We start from the raw sequence: 15,298 nt of genomic DNA on the forward strand, positions 1-15,298 counted from the left end.
CATGGATCGCACGCCGCTCGACTACGCCGCTATCCGCCAACGTCTCGAAGGTCAGCACGGGCCGCGTTACTGGCGCAGCCTCGAAGAGCTGGCCGACGAACCGGCGTTCGCAGCATTCGTCGAGGCAGAGTTTCCGAGCATCGCGCCGGAGATGGACCGTCGCCGCTTTCTTCAGCTGATGGGCGCTTCCATGGCTTTGGCGGGGCTGGCGGGCTGTGGGCAGGAGCCGGAAAAGGGCGTGCCTTACGTAATGCAGCCGGAGAAGGTGATCCCCGGTGAGGCGCGTTGGTATGCCAGTGCAGTTCCGTTTGCGGGGTATGCCCAACCCGTACTTGGGCTTACCCATGTCGGTCGGCCGACCAAGCTGGAAGGCAACCCTGAGCATCCGGCCAGTCGTGGCGCTGCAACTGCATTTACTCAGGCGGCGATCCTTCAGTTGTACGATCCCGACCGCTCGCAAGCGCCGAAACACGAAGGGCACAGCAGCACGTGGAGCGCGTTCCAGCGCACGGCGGTTGAGCAGGCGGCGCGTGCCGATGCAGCGCAGGGCGAGGGCCTGCATGTGCTGATGGGTGCCAGTAGCTCGCCGACCTTGCGGCGCCAGCTAGCCGAGATGATCGAGCGTTGGCCGCGGGCCCGGTTTTACCGCTTCGAACCTTGGGAAGGCGGCGCCTATACCGCCACCGAGCAGGCACTTGGCCGTCCGGCGGAAACCCACTACCGCTTTGACCGTGCCGAGTGGGTGGTAAGTTTCGAACATGACTGGCTCGGACCGGGACCCCGCGAGTTGCCGCAGGCCGTCGCCTGGGGCGAACGGAAACGGCGTGCGGCGCGGGGGGAGGGTGAGGCACGGTTGGTGGTAGTGGAGTCGTTGTCCACCGTGACTGGCGCCAAGGCGGCCAATCGGCGGCGGATCGCGCCGTCTCAGCTGCGAGCCTATGTACAGGCACTGGTAGCGGCAGTTGGTGGTGGCGATGCGCCGAGCCTGCCAGCCGATGCGCAACGCTGGGTCGAGGCGCTCGCCGGGCAATTGCAGGCGCGCCGTGGGCGTTGCCTGGTCACGGCGGGCGAATTTGCGCCGCAGGACGTGCAGGCCGCGGTGCATTGGGTCAATCAACAGCTCGGCAATCTTGGCAAGACGCTTCATTACTCTGAACCGGTGACCTGGCTCGACGCCGGCGGGCAGCGTCTTTCCGGCCTGGCGGAGCTGGTGGCTGCGATGCAGGGAGGAGAAGTCGAAACCCTGCTGATGCTCGATTGCAACCCGGCGTACACCGCACCGGGCGACCTCGCTTTTACCGACGCTCTGAACCGGGTTCCGCTGCGTATACATGCCGGCCTCTATTACGACGAAACCGCCGCCTACAGTCACTGGCATCTGCCACTGACCCACGCGCTGGATGGCTGGGGCGACTGCCGAGCGGCCGACGGCAGCGTCTGCCTGATGCAACCCTTGGTGCGCCCGTTCTACAGCAGCCGCACAGAGGCTGAGGTGTTGGCGCTAATGATGGGCGACCTGTCGCCAGACGCACTGGCGCTGGTACGGCAGACCTGGCAGATGCTGGACAACGACGCCTGGCGCAAGGCGCTGGAACTGGGATTTATACGCGACAGTGCCTTGCCGCCAATGGATGTCAGCGTGAGGGCGCCGCGTTGGGACGCTTCAGATGCCGCCGAGGCGGTCGGTCTGAGTGTTCTATTCCGGCCCGATCCGTGCGTTTGGGATGGGCGTTTCGCCAACCTGGGCTGGCTTCAGGAGTTGCCCAAGCCGATCAGCAAACTTACCTGGGAAAACGTCATCGGCCTGTCGCCGGCGTTGGCCGAGCGAGAGGGAATCGCCAACGGCGATCGCCTGCGAGTTACTGTCGACCGCAACGTGGTCGAGGGGCCGGCCTGGGTCATGCCGGGGCAGGCCGATGACACGCTGAGCCTGTTTGCGGGTTATGGGCGTGAACGTGCCGGGCGGGTCGGCGACGGGCTTGGCTACGATGTATCGCCCCTGCGTACAGTGGAACAACCCTGGATGCGTGACAGCGCGCAGCTGACCCAGCTGGAACGCCACACCAAGCTTGCATCGACCCAGCCGCATCACCTCATGCAGGGCAGGGACCTAATCCGCAGCCATCCGCGAGATGTGGCCTTCGATGAAGTCACACCCAAGCCGGAGCAGATCACGTTCTATCCGCCACCGAAGCAGCGCGACACCGCCTGGGGCATGGTCATCGATCTGGACCAGTGCATCGGCTGCAACGCCTGCGTGGTGGCCTGCCAGGCCGAGAACAACATACCGGTGGTGGGCAAGGAACAGGTCGAGATGGGGCGCAACATGCACTGGTTGCGTGTTGATCACTATTACGGTGGCGACCCGCGTGAGCCGACATCGGCATTCCAGCCAGTGCCCTGCATGCATTGCGATCAGGCGCCCTGCGAAGTGGGTTGCCCGGTCAGTGCAACGGTGCACGGCCCGGATGGGTTGAATGAGCAGATCTACAACCGCTGCATCGGCACGCGTACCTGCTCGTCGTATTGCCCGTACAAGGTGCGTCGTTTCAACTGGTTCGAGCTTACGAAGGATGATCCGCCCTCGATTCAGCATCAGCGCAACCCCAATGTCACGGTGCGCTCGCGCGGCGTGATGGAGAAATGTACCTACTGCGTCCAGCGCATCAGCGAAGCGCGTATCAGTGCTCGCATCGAAAATCGCGAGATCCGTGATGGCGAGGTAAAAACAGCCTGCCAGCAGACTTGTCCGACTCAGGCGATCGTCTTCGGCAACCTTCAGGACCCGGGTGCAGAGGTCAATCGCGAGCGTCATACCAAGCGTCACTACGCGCTGCTCGAGGAACTCAACACCCGGCCCAAGACGACCTATCTAGGTCTGGTCGAGGAGCCGGCAGCGTTACCGGGTGATGCCCAGCCCCTGGAGTTACGCTCGGCCAAGGGAGAAGGTGATGTCTGAGGCGCCTCACTTCCTGCCGCAGCAAATGCCGCTTGGTGCGGTGTCGGAGCGAGTGCTCGATCTGCCGACCGACTTCAATCGCTACCGGCGGGCCTGGTGGATGCTGTTCACGATCAGCTGCCTGCTGCTGGGCGTGTTTGTGGTCGCAGCTGCGGTGGTGTTGTGGAACGGCGTCGGTGTATGGGGCAACAACATCCCGGTGAACTGGGGATTCGCCATTCTCAACTACATGTGGTGGCTCGGCATTGGCCACGCCGGCACCTTCATCTCGGCTCTACTGTTGCTGCTCAATCGACCGTGGCGCAATTCCCTCAACCGTCTCGCCGAATTGATGACACTGATGGCGGTGGTCTGCGCGGGGATCTATCCCATTCTTCATCTCGGCCGCCCCTGGCTGTTTTATTGGACCGCGCCATACCCCAACACCATGGAGCTCTGGCCGCAGTTCAAGAGTCCGACCGCGTGGGATTTCTTCGCCGTGCTGGGTTACCTCGGCGTTTCGCTGCTGTTCCTCTATGTTGGCTCGATTCCCGATTTCGCCTCGGCGCGTGATCGCGCCACCAAGCGGCACTATCAGCTTTTCTATGGGCTGTTGGCGCTTGGCTGGCGCGGTGCCGCTTCGCACTGGAGCCACTGGCGCCGCACCTACCGTTTCATTGCGTTGCTGGCGGTGCCGCTGGTGTTCGCGGTATCCAGCGGCTACTCCTTCCTGCTCGATCTGGCGCCGGAAACCGGCTGGCACTCGACCGTCTTTCCGCCGTATTTCGTTGCGGGTGCGGTGTTCTCCGGTTTTGCCATGGTGATCGTCATCGCGCTCGGACTGCGGCGGTTCTTTGGTTGGCACGAGCTGATCACCAATAGCCACCTGGACAAGCTCGGGCTGCTGTTGCTGGCGACCAGTTGGATGACCAGCTACGGCTATTTCGCCGAACCCTTCATTGCCTTCTATTCAGGTAGGGAACACGAAATCCTGGTAACCATGAACCGCATCGCCGGGCCGACGGCCTGGAGTTTCTGGACGGCAATCTTTTTCAATCTGGTGGTCACGCAAGCGCTCTGGTGGCCGGCGGTGCGGCGCAACGGCAGGGCCATGCTGATCATTGCCCTGGGTGTACTGGTGGGCATGTGGTGCGAACGTTACATGCTGATCATCCAGCCACCGACCCGTGATTACCTGGTGTCCAGCTGGCAGGCGTACAGCCCGTCGTTCTGGGACTGGGCGTTGTTCGTTGGCACATTCGGGCTGTTCATGGTGCCGTTCTCGCTATTCATGCGCTTCCTGCCGATGATCTCGACCTTCGAGCTCAAGGAAGTGCTGCATCGCTACCGTGGAGGCGCCAGTGAGTAAGCGCCACTACGGCATGCTGGCGGATTTCGCCCATCCTGAAGCGATGCTCGAAGCCGCTCGCGCTGCCCGTGCGGCGGGCTACCGGCGGATCGAGGCCTATAGCCCGTTCCCCGTCGAAGGGATCGAAGAGGTGCTCGAGCACAGCAGCAATCGCCCTTACTGGTTTGGCGTGGTGGGCGCGCTGGTCGGCATCGCCATCGGGCTGGGCATGCAGATCTACGCCAACCTGAGCTACCCGCTGGAAATTGGCGGGCGGCCACTGATCGCGCTGCAAAGCTTCAGCATCGTCACCTTTCTGCTGATGATCAGCTTCGCAACGCTCTTTGCCGTGTTCGGCCTGCTCTGGTTATGCCGATTGCCCTTGCTCTGGCACCCGCTGCACGAGGCGAGCGCGTTCGATCGCGCCACCGATGACCGCTTTCTGCTCTGTATCCGTGCTGACGATCCGCTGTACGACCAGACGGGAACAGCGCTCTGGCTGGCCGAGCGCGCGGTATCGGTGACGGAGGTGCCGGCATGATTCGCTGGTCGTTGCTCTGCGCGCTGCTGCTGGGCCTTGTGGGGTGTGATGACATGGCCCGGCAACCGCGCGCCGATGCGCAGGAAGCCAGCACGTTCTTCCCGGACGGCAAGGTCAACCAGCCGCCTCCGCCAGGTACCGTTGCCCGTGGAGACCTCGCTTGGGACACCGTGTTGGCCGAGCGCCCAGCGCTGACGGTGGGGCTTATGCAGCGCGGTCGGGAGCGCTTCGAGATCTACTGCTCGCCTTGCCACGGAGTTGCCGGGGACGGCAATGGCACGGTAGTCAATCGCGGCTTTCCGCAGCCACCTGATCTCGCGCTGCCACGGCTGATCGAAGCGCCGGACCGGCATTTCATGAACGTCATCGCCCACGGCTACGGCCAGATGTACAGCTATGCCGCACGCGTGCTGCCGGCTGATCGCTGGGCCATCGTCAGTTACATCCGAGCCTTGCAGTTCAGCCGTCGTGCCGAGGTAGCCGCTCTGCCTGAAATCGACCGCAAGACGCTGGAGAGCCTGCCATGACTGCGCGCAGGTGGGCATGGGTTGGTGCTGGACTGGGCGCGCTTGGGCTGTTGGCGTGTCTGCTGTTGGCCAGCCGTGAGGCGGTAGCGGCGAGCCTGGCGAGTCTGCTGGGGTTGGCCGGTATGCCCCTGGGCGGTTTGTGTCTCGGCTTGAGCGTGGCGTTGGTCAGCGGTAATGCGCGGGACCAGTTGTGGCCGTGGGCGCTGTTCAGCGCGCGCGCCTTGCCGGTGCTGGCGCTGATCGCGCTACCGGTGCTGATGGGTGTCGGCACCCTCTACGAATGGGTCGGTCATGATGAAGGCGGTTTCCGCGGCTTCTGGCTTGCCTGGCCGAGCTTTGTGGTTCGCGCTGTGCTGTATCTGGCGACGTGGTGGGTGCTGGCGAGGTGGGTTTTGCCCCTGAGCATCAGGCGGCCGGCGGCGGCCGGTCTGGGCCTGATCGTGCTGGTGCTTACGACGTCCCTGGCGGCGATGGACTGGGCAATGTCGCTCGACCCCCAGTTCAAGTCCAGCCTGTTTGGCATGGTCTGGTTCGGCCGGCTGATGCTTACGGGCGTCGCCTTCTGCTGCCTGTTCGCGTTAGGCCGCGGAACCGATCGGCCCGGTGTGTTGCGTGGCATGCTGGCCGCCGCGGCGTTGGCTTGGCTGTACCTGCACTTCATGCAATACCTGGTGATCTGGTACGGCAACTTACCCGAAGAGATTCGCTGGTATCAGCACCGCGCCGAAAGCGGCTGGCTGTGGCTGACCTGGGCGCTGGGTGCTGGCCAGTCGCTGGTCTTTCTGGCGTTGCTTTGGCCGTTTTCGCAGACGCGTGGTGCATTGACCGTTCTAGCGGCCGCAACGCTGGTGCTGGGGCTGGTTGAAGGCGTCTGGTTGAGCTTGCCCGGCTTGAGCGAGATGCATCCGATGCTGCTGTTGCTATCGCTAAGCTGCGCCTGGCTGTTCGGCGTCGGGCTGCTGGCGTTGGCCTTGCTGTCCAGGAAAACGATGCCTGGGAGAACGTTATGAGTGTCCCGGTGGATCCGGTTTCCAAAGAAGACGGCTTCGAGCACCACGACGCCAACGTCAAGGTATTGCTGATCATCGGCTTCGGCATTTTCGCCACCTTGCTGGTGGCCGGGTTAGGCGTGGCTGGCTTGCTCTGGTGGTACGACCTGCAACCGGACAAGCCGGTGTCCGCGTTGGAGCGGCGGACGGAGAAACCGCCCGAGCCGAGGCTGGAAAGCGACCCGCGGGCGGGCGGCAATGAAGTCATTGCGATGGGGCGCGATCTGATCGAGCACTACGGCTGGATCGACCGCGACGCCGGGCTGGCGCGTATCCCGGTGGACCGCGGCATATCGCTACTGGCCCAGCGCGGCTGGCCTTCGCGCGCAGAGCCTGAGCCAGGCGAAACCACGCCGCCTCGCGAGCAACAGGCCAGGGAGAGGGCAAAGCCGTGAAGAACTCCGTTATGCAGTCAAGTGCAGTACCGCCAACCGAGACCTTTCGGTATTCGGCATCGTTTCGACGGGTACAGCGCATCACCGCGCTGCTGCTGGCATGGTCGGTCTTGCTTTCAGTGGCGCCGGCCATGGCCGATGCGCCGTTCGATCCTTTCACTGCAGCCGGTGTCGAACAAAAGCCCGGGGCGCAGGTGCCGTTGGAGCTGCGCTTTACCGATGTGGACGGCGACCACGTCACCCTGGGCGAGCTGTTCGAGGGACGCCCGGTGATACTCGCGCCGGTCTACTACCGCTGCCCGAACGTCTGTGGCGCGCAGCTTTCGAGCCTGTTCAATCTGCTGTCGGCGTTGTCCTTCGAACTCGGCAAGGACTATGAGGTAATCGCCTTCAGCATCGACCCACGCGAAACCCCGCAGGACGCCGAGGCCGAGCGCGCCAAGCTACGCAAGCGCTGGCCGCAACTGGTGGATTCGCCGCATGTGCACTTCCTGAGCGAGGTTGCTCCGGCGACTCGTCCGGAGCCAAACCCGTCACATCCTGCAGCTGGCACCGCTTTGGCCGAGGCGGTCGGTTTCACCTACAGCTGGGATCCGGAGATCGGCGAGTTCGCCCATGCCTCGGCAATCGCCACGCTCAGCCCGGACGGAAAGCTGGTGCGCTGGTTGTACGGCCTCGGCTATCAACCCGATGACATGCGCCTGGCGCTGACTGATGCCGGGGAGGGAAAGACAGGTTCGCTGGGCGACCAGCTGTTGCTGCTCTGTTACCACTACAACCCGCGCACCGGGGGCTACGACAACCTGGTCATCGGCGCGCTGCAGGTCGGTGGCATCGGCACCACCCTGATTCTGGGCGGTTTCATTGGCGTCACGCTCTGGCGTGAACGGCGCAAGCGGAAGGGCAGCGCATGAACGAGGCGTTCATTCGTTTCTGGCCGCAAGCCGCTTCGGAGCATGCGGGAAATGTCGACTGGCTGGTCTTCGCCTTCACCGGAATGATGATGTTTTTCGTGGTGCCGGTGTTCGTCCTGCTGTTGCTGTTTTCGTTCCGTTATCGCAAGGGCACCAAGGTGCCGCGTGACCATCGTCCACGCGGGAGCATGAAGGTCGAAATGACCTGGATTGCCTTGCCCTTCGTTGGCGCCATGGTCATCTATGTGGTGTCAGCCAAGCTCTACTACGAAGTGCGCACGCCACCGCCGGATGCCATGGAAATCCAGGTGGTCGGCAAACAATGGATGTGGAAATTCCAGCATCCAGGCGGCCAGCGGGAGATCAATACGCTGCATGTGCCGGTCGACCAGCCGATCAAGCTCAACATGATTTCGCAGGATGTCATCCACAGCCTGTACTTCCCGGCCTTGCGTATAAAGCAGGACCTGCTGCCCGGGCGCTACACCCAGCTCTGGTTCAAGGCCACCAAAACCGGGCACTTCCAGGCTTACTGCGCCGAGTATTGCGGCACCGACCATTCGCAAATGCTGGCGGATCTGGTGATCCAGCCGGAGCAGGAATATGCAGCCTGGCTGGAGCAGGCCGGCACCTCGGAAAGCCTGGCCGACCAGGGCGGGGCGCTGTTTCGCCAGTTCGGCTGCAGCGGTTGCCACGGCGCCGCCAACGTTGCCCACGCGCCCAACCTGGCCGGCCTTTACGGTCGCCGCGTGGCCTTGCAGAACGGCGAGTCGGTGCTGGCCGATGATGGCTATATCCGCGACAGCATTCTGCTGCCGAACAAACAGGTAGTGGCCGGCTTCGACCCCATCATGCCCAGCTTCGACAACGTGCTGGACGAAGAAGCGGTGCTGCGGCTGACCGCCTACATCAAGTCGTTAGGGCAGATTGGCGAAGGAGGGCAGGATGACGCTGCTCAGCCTTGAATCGACCAACCCTGAAACCGGCTTGCATCGCCACAGGAGTTACACCCGTTGAGCCAGAAGAACCCCGCCGCGAACCAGCGCCCCAGCTACCTGGCCGACGAGCACGGCTTGCGCACCTGGTTCATGACCACCGACCACAAGCGCATCGGGATCATGTATCTGATTGCCGTCACCGCGTTCTTCTTCCTCGGCGGGCTGGCGGCCAGTGCGATCCGCATCGAGCTGATCACGCCGGAAGGCGACCTGCTGACCGCTGATGGCTACAACCGCGCCTTCACCTTGCACGGTGTGGTGATGGTCTGGTTTTTTCTGATTCCCTCGATCCCGGCGGTGTTCGGCAATTTTCTCATTCCGATCATGATCGGGGCGAAGGACATGGCTTTTCCCAAGCTGAACCTGTTCAGCTGGTACCTGCTGGTCGGCGGCGGCGCCTTCACCATCTTCGCGTTGCTGGCCGGCGGTGTAGACACCGGCTGGACCTTCTACACGCCGCTCTCGACCATGTTCAGCAACGGCCATGTCGTGGCGGTGATCCTCGGTGTGTTCATCACCGGGTTTTCTTCGATCCTGACCGGGTTGAACATCATCGTCACCATTCACACCCTGCGCGCACCGGGGATGACCTGGTTTCGCATGCCGTTGTTCTGCTGGTCGCTGTACGCGACCTCGGTCATTCTCGTGCTGGCCACGCCGGTACTGGCGATCACACTGATCCTGGTCGCCGCCGAGCATCTGTTTCATATCGGCGTGTTCGACCCGGCGCTAGGCGGCGATCCGTTGCTGTTCCAGCACCTGTTCTGGTTCTACAGCCACCCGGCCGTTTACATCATGATCCTTCCGGCCATGGGTGTGATGAGTGAGCTGGTCACCGCCGCCGCGCACAAGCGCATCTTCGGCTACAACTTCGTCGCCTATTCGAGCCTGGCGATCGCGGTGATCGGCTTCATGGTCTGGGGGCATCACATGTTCGTCGCGGGCCAGTCGATGTACGCGAGCATGGTGTTTTCGCTGCTCAGCTTTCTGGTCGCGATTCCTTCGGCGATCAAGGTCTACAACTGGACCGCGACGCTTTACAAAAGCAACCTGACCATCAATGCGCCTTTCCTGTATGCGGTGACCTTCATTGGTCTGTTCGTCGTTGGTGGCGTGACCGGCCTGTTCCTCGCCTTGCTGGCGGCGGACGTGCACGTGCACGACACCTACTTCGTGGTCGCGCATTTCCACTACATCATGGTCGGTGCCGCGGTCGCCGGGTTCTTCGGTGCGCTGCATTTCTGGTGGCCGAAGATGACGGGGCGGATGTACTCGCAGCTGTGGGGCAAGATCGCGGCGGTGATGATCTTCCTCGGCTTCAATCTGACATTCTTCCCGCAATTCCTGCTGGGTTATCTGGGCATGCCGCGGCGCTATCACAGCTATGGCGAGGAATTTCAGTTCCTGCATGTCTTATCCTCGGCGGGCGCGGCCATTCTGGCGGTCGCCTACATCCTGCCGTTCTTCTACCTGCTCTGGTCGCTGCGCTACGGGCCGATTGCCGATGATGATCCGTGGGAAGCGGCCGGGCTTGAGTGGCGAACCTCGTCGCCACCGCCCAAGCACAATTTCATCGAAACCCCGATTGTCGATTTCGAAGCTTACGAGTATCCGCCCGAGGCGACGCATGGACGGTCGTAAGCAATACCTCGCCGAGCACTTCCAGACCGCCTCGCAGCAACGTGAGGCGACCTATCTGGGCATGTGGTTGTTCCTGGCCACCGAAATCATGATGTTCGGCACGTTGTTCCTGGTGATCGGCTATTACCGGCTGCACTACCCGCAGCCTGTCGCCGAGGCGGTGCATCACCTGCATTTCGTGTTGGCGGGTTTCAATAGCGCGTTGTTGCTCACAGGCAGCCTGTGCATGAGCCTGGTGGTCAAGGCCTCGCGCCAGGAGTATCACCGGCATGTGCAGCTCTGGCTGTTATTGGCGGCATTACTAGGGCTGGGATTTCTCGGCCTGAAGGGATTCGAGTACGCCTGGGAATACCGTGAAGGGTTGCTGCCGGGATCGCCCAACGAGTCGCCGCTGAAAAATCCGGGGTCGCGGCTGTACATGGTGATCTACCTGTTTTCCACGGCGCTGCATGCGGTTCACGTAACGATCGCCGTGGTGTTGGTGCTGGGCATGGCGGTGCGCATCCATTTCGGTCACATGAAGCTGCCTGAGCGGGCCATCACCCTGGAGATGGTCGGCCTCTATTGGCATCTGGTCGACGTCATCTGGATTCTGCTGTATCCCGCGTTATACCTGCTCGGGAGGCCGGCATGAGTCTGCGTAATCTGTTGCTGATCTACCTCGGCCTGATCCTGCTGCTGACCGCCAATGTGCTCCTCGCCCTATGGCTGCCGGCCTGGTCCGATTGGGCACTGCTCGGAGCTGCGGGGCAGGCGGCGCTGGTGTTGTTCGGCTTCATGCAGCTAGGCCAGCACTCGGCGCTGGTGCGCTTCTTCGCGCTGGGAGCCGGGTTCTGGTTGCTACTGATGTTCACCTTGACGCTGGTCGACCTGCTAACCCGTGAGGCAGGCTTTTAGGCGCAGAGCAGTAGTGCGGGCCATCTGCCATCCACTCCGGGCCCGCCGGAGGCATGCGGTCGGCGAGCGAACCCTACATATCGCGACCCGCTGCTTCTGCCGTGGTTAAGTACGGCGAAACGACATATGCATGGCCTGTCATTCGAGAATCATTCCCGACGGGCACGGTCCCAAATCATGAGCTTCATGACGATAGGGTGAAAGTACCGCATGGATCGGCACCGGCCGGGGCGAAGCCAGTACCGGTACGCTTTGGACCTCCGGTTTCCACACGTCACTCCACGAAATGGGCCGGTCTGGCGGAAGCAACGCGCTCAACCCACCGCAACGAGGAGGATCCAGATGGCCGATACCAACGCGCAGCAGCCCGATTGCCTGGAAGACGTGATCGACGAATTAGTCGACCTCGGCGATGGTCAGGCAAAGGTGTCGGTAGGCGATATTCAAGAAACGATCGGTCAGCGAAGCTTCGGCCTGTTTTTGTTCGTTCCGGCGATCCTCGAAATCAGCCCGGTCGGGGGCATTCCCGGTCTGCCGACGCTGTTGGCGTTGATCATCGCCATGTTCGCAGTGCAGTTGCTGTTCGGGCGTGATCATTTCTGGATTCCAGGATTCATGGCCCGTCGCTCGGTGAGCGGTGAAAAACTTGGAAAAGGTTTGAACAAGATACGGCCAGTGGTGCGCTGGTTGGACAAGATCAGCCGCAAACGTTTGCCGTGGGCGACCCGAAAGGCCTTTCTCAAAGTCATAGCGGTCATCTGCCTGTTGCTGACAGCCTCGGTACCACCCCTTGAGCTGTTGCCGTTCGCCAGTACCGCACCGTTTTCGGCGATCTGCCTGTTCGGCCTCGGTATTACCACGCGGGATGGGGCAGCGATCGTCGTGGGTCTGGTGGTGGCGGTCGGTGCCTTCATACTGGCGGGTATGGGTATCGTCGGCTGACCGGCCCGTTGTGTTGTTGGCAACAAGCGATAGCGCGTCCGATGAGCACTGCGATTGGCGCGCCGCATGCTGCTGGTCGCCCCGAGTAACCGGCCTGAACCGTTAACGTTTCAAATCGCCTAGGAAAGGCTCAAATTGAGCTATCCCGTCGCTTAACCACTGCCCGCCATACCGCCGGACTTATCGGCACGTTGGCGGCATATGGCGGAAAATGGTTCGACTGGGCGAACCCGCTCTCCAATAGCACTCGAACCCGCCCGGTATACGCCGGGCAGGGCATGGTTTTGAAGTCAAGGATTGCCATTGCCGCCTGAGGCACCATAGACCTGCCCGGTGACATAGCTCGCTTCAGTCGAGGCCAACAGCACGTAAAGAGGCGCGATTTCCGCCGGTTGACCGGGGCGGCCTAGAGGCGTGTCGCTGCCGAAGGTTTTCAGTTTTTCCATGGTCTGGCCGCCGCTGACCTGCAACGGCGTCCAGAACGGGCCCGGTGCCACGGCATTGACACGTATGCCTTTGCCGATCAGCTGTTTCGCCAGCCCCTTACTGAAGTTGGCGATGCCGGCTTTGGTCATCGAATAGTCCAGCAGATTGACCGGTGGATCATAAGAGGTCACCGACGAGGTGTTGATGATCGATGAGCCGGCCGGCATATGCGGCACGGCGGCCTTGGTGATCCAGAACAGAGCGTAGAGATTGGTCTTGAGTGTCCAGTCGAACTGCTCCGTGGTGATATCCAGGATCGATTGTTCGCTGTTCTGCCGCCCGGCGTTGTTGACCAAGATATCCAGCCCGCCCAGTTCCTCGACGGCCCGCTTCACGAGCTCATGACAAAAGGCCTCGTCACGGATGTCACCGGGCAGGGCAACTGCTTTGCGTCCGGCTTTGCGGATCAGCTCGACCACCGCCTGGGCATCCGGCTCTTCATCGGGAAGGTAACCGATGGCCACATCGGCACCTTCACGCGCAAATGCGATCGCCGCGGCACGCCCGATGCCTGAATCGCCGCCCGTGATCAGCGCCTTGCGGCCGGCCAGGCGATTGGAGCCCTGATAGCTGGTCTCGCCATGATCGGGTTGCGGCTCCATATCGCGGGCGAGCCCGGGCCAGGGCTGCGACTGTTTGTCGAAGGGCGGTTGCGGATAGATGGTTTTGGGGGCTCGCATAGGGTCCGGTGTCGACTGTGGCGCGTTTTCCGAACGGTTTGACTGGGCAAAGGCCGGCAGCACCATACCGGCTGCGAGCGTTGCGGCGGCGCCCTGAATGAGTTTGCGGCGCGACTGGTCATGTTCATCCGAGTGCATGGAGGCTCCTGACAGAAGCTGTGCTGCATCCGGCACTCCGTTACCCGATGACGGCTGGGGAAGTGTCGAGCCAAGCCTTTGGCTCTCGGGAAGGTATGAAGGTAGACGCGCCGAGCAAAACCATTGTTCCTTTGTCCGGATGGCCGGGCGGTCCTAACTGAAGCCAGGTTTTAGTGCAGGCAATTCCTCAACTCTCGCCAGGAGGCGAGCGTTCGGAAACACGTCGCGCCCGACACGCTCGCCTGCTCAATATCAGACTGTTTTGGCGGCCAGTGGCTCAACCGCCGGGCCGTGGATGATGCTGCCGTCGGTCTCGAATATCGAACCGTGGCAAGGGCAGTCCCAGGTGCGGTCGGCGTTGTTCCAGGTCACGGTACAGCCCATGTGCGTGCAGGCTGCGGACACGCCGTGCAGTGCACCGGCATCGTCTCGCCACACGGCAATCTTTTCATCGCCACGGGTGATGACTCCGCCCTCGCCACGACCGATAGCTTCCAGATCGTCGACCTGCGACTGGCTGTCGGTACTCTGGTTGAAGTCGTCCGGCATTGGGCGCGTCGGATCGTACAGATGCTTCCACGGACGGCGTCCGGTGACGATGTGGCGAGCGATGCCCAGCCCGGCGGCAGTGCCGTTGCTGATACCCCACCCATTGAAGCCGGTGGCAACGAACAAACCGGGCGCTTTCTCGCTATCCGGCTCGCCGACATACGCCATGCGGTCGGCGGTGTCGTAGTCTTCGTTGCACCATCGCCAGACGGGTTCGCTTACCGGCAAATTGCTTCGTGCCCAGTTTTCCAGGTCGACGAAGCGCCGGGCGACATCGCCGTCCTGCCCGGTCTTGAAGCGCGGACCCAGGACGATCAGCAAGGGACCCTCGGCATCGCGACCCATGCGGATCGAATGCGTCGGCTCGTCGATCCCAATGAACATCCCCTCCACATGCGCATCCCCCTGCGGGCGGAAGGCCATCGCCACGTGGCAGCGCGGCTGGGTAGGGCTAACCAGATCGATTGGCGTCTCGACCGGCATATGCGTGGCGAGGACCACCTGTTCGGCATCGATACTTCCACCCTCGAAACCGACCTGCCAACGCCCTTTGTGCTCAAAGCTCTGCGCGCGGGTTTGCTGATGGATGCGCCCACCGCGCGCCTGCACCGCATCGGCCAGGCCCAACAGATAGCGAGTCGGGTTGAACTGCGCCTGATCCGGAAATTCCAGCGCGCAGGCAGTATCGAAGGGCAGGGGAGCACGCTCCAAAAGCCTGGCGGCAAAACCCAGGCAACGCGCGGCTTCGGCTTCCTGCTCGATGGCTGTCCGCCAATCCGAAGAGCAGGCGTAGGCAAAGGCGGACTGGTGCTGGTAATCACAGTCGATCTGGAGGGTCTCGACCCAGTGACGAATGCGATTTACGGCTTCGCGGTTGGCGTCGGCATAACACTGCGCCAGCTCCTGGCCAAAGGTATCGATCAGGTGCCGGTAGATGAGTGCATGCTGGGTGGTGACCTTTGCGGTGGAGCGCCCGGTGACCTGAAGGCCGACCTCGCGCGCTTCGAGCACCACGACGGATTTGCCGGCTTCGCACAGAGTCATGGCCGCGCTCAGGCCAACGATGCCGGCGCCAACCACCACGACGTCACATTCGGTGTGCCCGGTCAGCTTGGGAAAGTCGCCGCGGGGCGCGCTGGCGGTCCAGCAGCAGTCGGAGGTGGCAGAAAGAGCGGGCATGGGCAGGTCCTTGTTGGCTGGATGGGTTTGTCAGTAGAACGACCCCATCCAGCCAGGTTCCTACCACTGAGCAGGA

At 62.4% G+C, this 15,298-nt stretch carries 14 protein-coding genes; 12 read left to right on the forward strand and 2 right to left on the reverse strand.

The annotated features are described in order from the left end of the window. Window position 1 precedes the first annotated feature (1 nt). The 12 genes from CH92_RS09155 (at window position 2) to CH92_RS09210 (ending at window position 12,190) form a co-directional block, all read left to right on the forward strand. Window positions 2–2,959 carry a TAT-variant-translocated molybdopterin oxidoreductase gene (locus tag CH92_RS09155; protein WP_025241477.1) on the forward strand — a complete coding sequence of 986 codons (2,958 nt, stop codon included), beginning with the start codon at window positions 2–4 and terminating at the stop codon, window positions 2,957–2,959. Next, window positions 2,952–4,307, forward strand: coding sequence for an NrfD/PsrC family molybdoenzyme membrane anchor subunit (nrfD, locus tag CH92_RS09160; RefSeq protein ID WP_025241478.1), 1,356 nt, complete (start codon window positions 2,952–2,954; stop codon window positions 4,305–4,307). The genes CH92_RS09155 and nrfD overlap by 8 nt, the downstream gene beginning before the upstream one ends. Continuing rightward, window positions 4,300–4,827: a DUF3341 domain-containing protein gene (locus CH92_RS09165; protein WP_025241479.1), complete on the forward strand. Its 528-nt coding sequence runs from the start codon at window positions 4,300–4,302 to the stop codon at window positions 4,825–4,827. The genes nrfD and CH92_RS09165 overlap by 8 nt, the downstream gene beginning before the upstream one ends. Then, on the forward strand, window positions 4,824–5,354 hold the full coding sequence (locus CH92_RS09170) for a c-type cytochrome (protein ID WP_025241480.1): 531 nt from the start codon (window positions 4,824–4,826) through the stop codon (window positions 5,352–5,354). The genes CH92_RS09165 and CH92_RS09170 overlap by 4 nt, the downstream gene beginning before the upstream one ends. Further along, window positions 5,351–6,364 carry a hypothetical protein gene (locus tag CH92_RS09175; RefSeq protein WP_025241481.1) on the forward strand — a complete coding sequence of 338 codons (1,014 nt, stop codon included), beginning with the start codon at window positions 5,351–5,353 and terminating at the stop codon, window positions 6,362–6,364. The genes CH92_RS09170 and CH92_RS09175 overlap by 4 nt, the downstream gene beginning before the upstream one ends. Further along, entirely contained in the window at window positions 6,361–6,798 is a 438-nt protein-coding gene (locus tag CH92_RS09180; RefSeq protein ID WP_025241482.1) for a hypothetical protein, read from the forward strand. Before CH92_RS09175 ends, CH92_RS09180 begins: the two co-directional genes overlap by 4 nt. A gap of 11 nt (window positions 6,799–6,809) precedes the next feature. Beyond that, window positions 6,810–7,712, forward strand: a complete 903-nt coding sequence (locus CH92_RS09185; protein ID WP_025241483.1) for an SCO family protein — start codon at window positions 6,810–6,812, stop codon at window positions 7,710–7,712. Beyond that, window positions 7,709–8,677 (forward strand): cytochrome c oxidase subunit II, encoded by a 969-nt coding sequence (coxB, locus tag CH92_RS09190; RefSeq protein ID WP_025241484.1) that lies wholly within the window; start codon window positions 7,709–7,711, stop codon window positions 8,675–8,677. The genes CH92_RS09185 and coxB overlap by 4 nt, the downstream gene beginning before the upstream one ends. 48 nt (window positions 8,678–8,725) lie before the next feature. After that, window positions 8,726–10,351 (forward strand): cytochrome c oxidase subunit I, encoded by a 1,626-nt coding sequence (locus CH92_RS09195; protein WP_025241485.1) that lies wholly within the window; start codon window positions 8,726–8,728, stop codon window positions 10,349–10,351. Then, window positions 10,338–10,985: a cytochrome c oxidase subunit 3 gene (locus tag CH92_RS09200; RefSeq protein WP_025241486.1), complete on the forward strand. Its 648-nt coding sequence runs from the start codon at window positions 10,338–10,340 to the stop codon at window positions 10,983–10,985. Before CH92_RS09195 ends, CH92_RS09200 begins: the two co-directional genes overlap by 14 nt. After that, window positions 10,982–11,248, forward strand: coding sequence for a hypothetical protein (locus tag CH92_RS09205; RefSeq protein ID WP_025241487.1), 267 nt, complete (start codon window positions 10,982–10,984; stop codon window positions 11,246–11,248). Before CH92_RS09200 ends, CH92_RS09205 begins: the two co-directional genes overlap by 4 nt. Window positions 11,249–11,590: 342 nt before the next feature. Then, window positions 11,591–12,190, forward strand: a complete 600-nt coding sequence (locus CH92_RS09210) for an exopolysaccharide biosynthesis protein (protein WP_025241488.1) — start codon at window positions 11,591–11,593, stop codon at window positions 12,188–12,190. A gap of 290 nt (window positions 12,191–12,480) precedes the next feature. On the opposite strand, the gene CH92_RS09215 is transcribed toward CH92_RS09210, so the two are convergent. Both CH92_RS09215 and CH92_RS09220 read right to left on the reverse strand, forming a co-directional pair. Beyond that, entirely contained in the window at window positions 12,481–13,494 is a 1,014-nt protein-coding gene (locus tag CH92_RS09215) for an SDR family oxidoreductase (protein WP_025241489.1), read from the reverse strand. 252 nt (window positions 13,495–13,746) lie between these two features. Beyond that, window positions 13,747–15,222 (reverse strand): FAD-dependent oxidoreductase, encoded by a 1,476-nt coding sequence (locus CH92_RS09220; RefSeq protein WP_025241490.1) that lies wholly within the window; start codon window positions 15,220–15,222, stop codon window positions 13,747–13,749. Between the last annotated feature and the right edge of the window lie 76 nt (window positions 15,223–15,298).

Source organism: Stutzerimonas stutzeri (assembly GCF_000590475.1).
GTDB classification, from domain to species: Bacteria; Pseudomonadota; Gammaproteobacteria; order Pseudomonadales; family Pseudomonadaceae; genus Stutzerimonas; species Stutzerimonas stutzeri_D.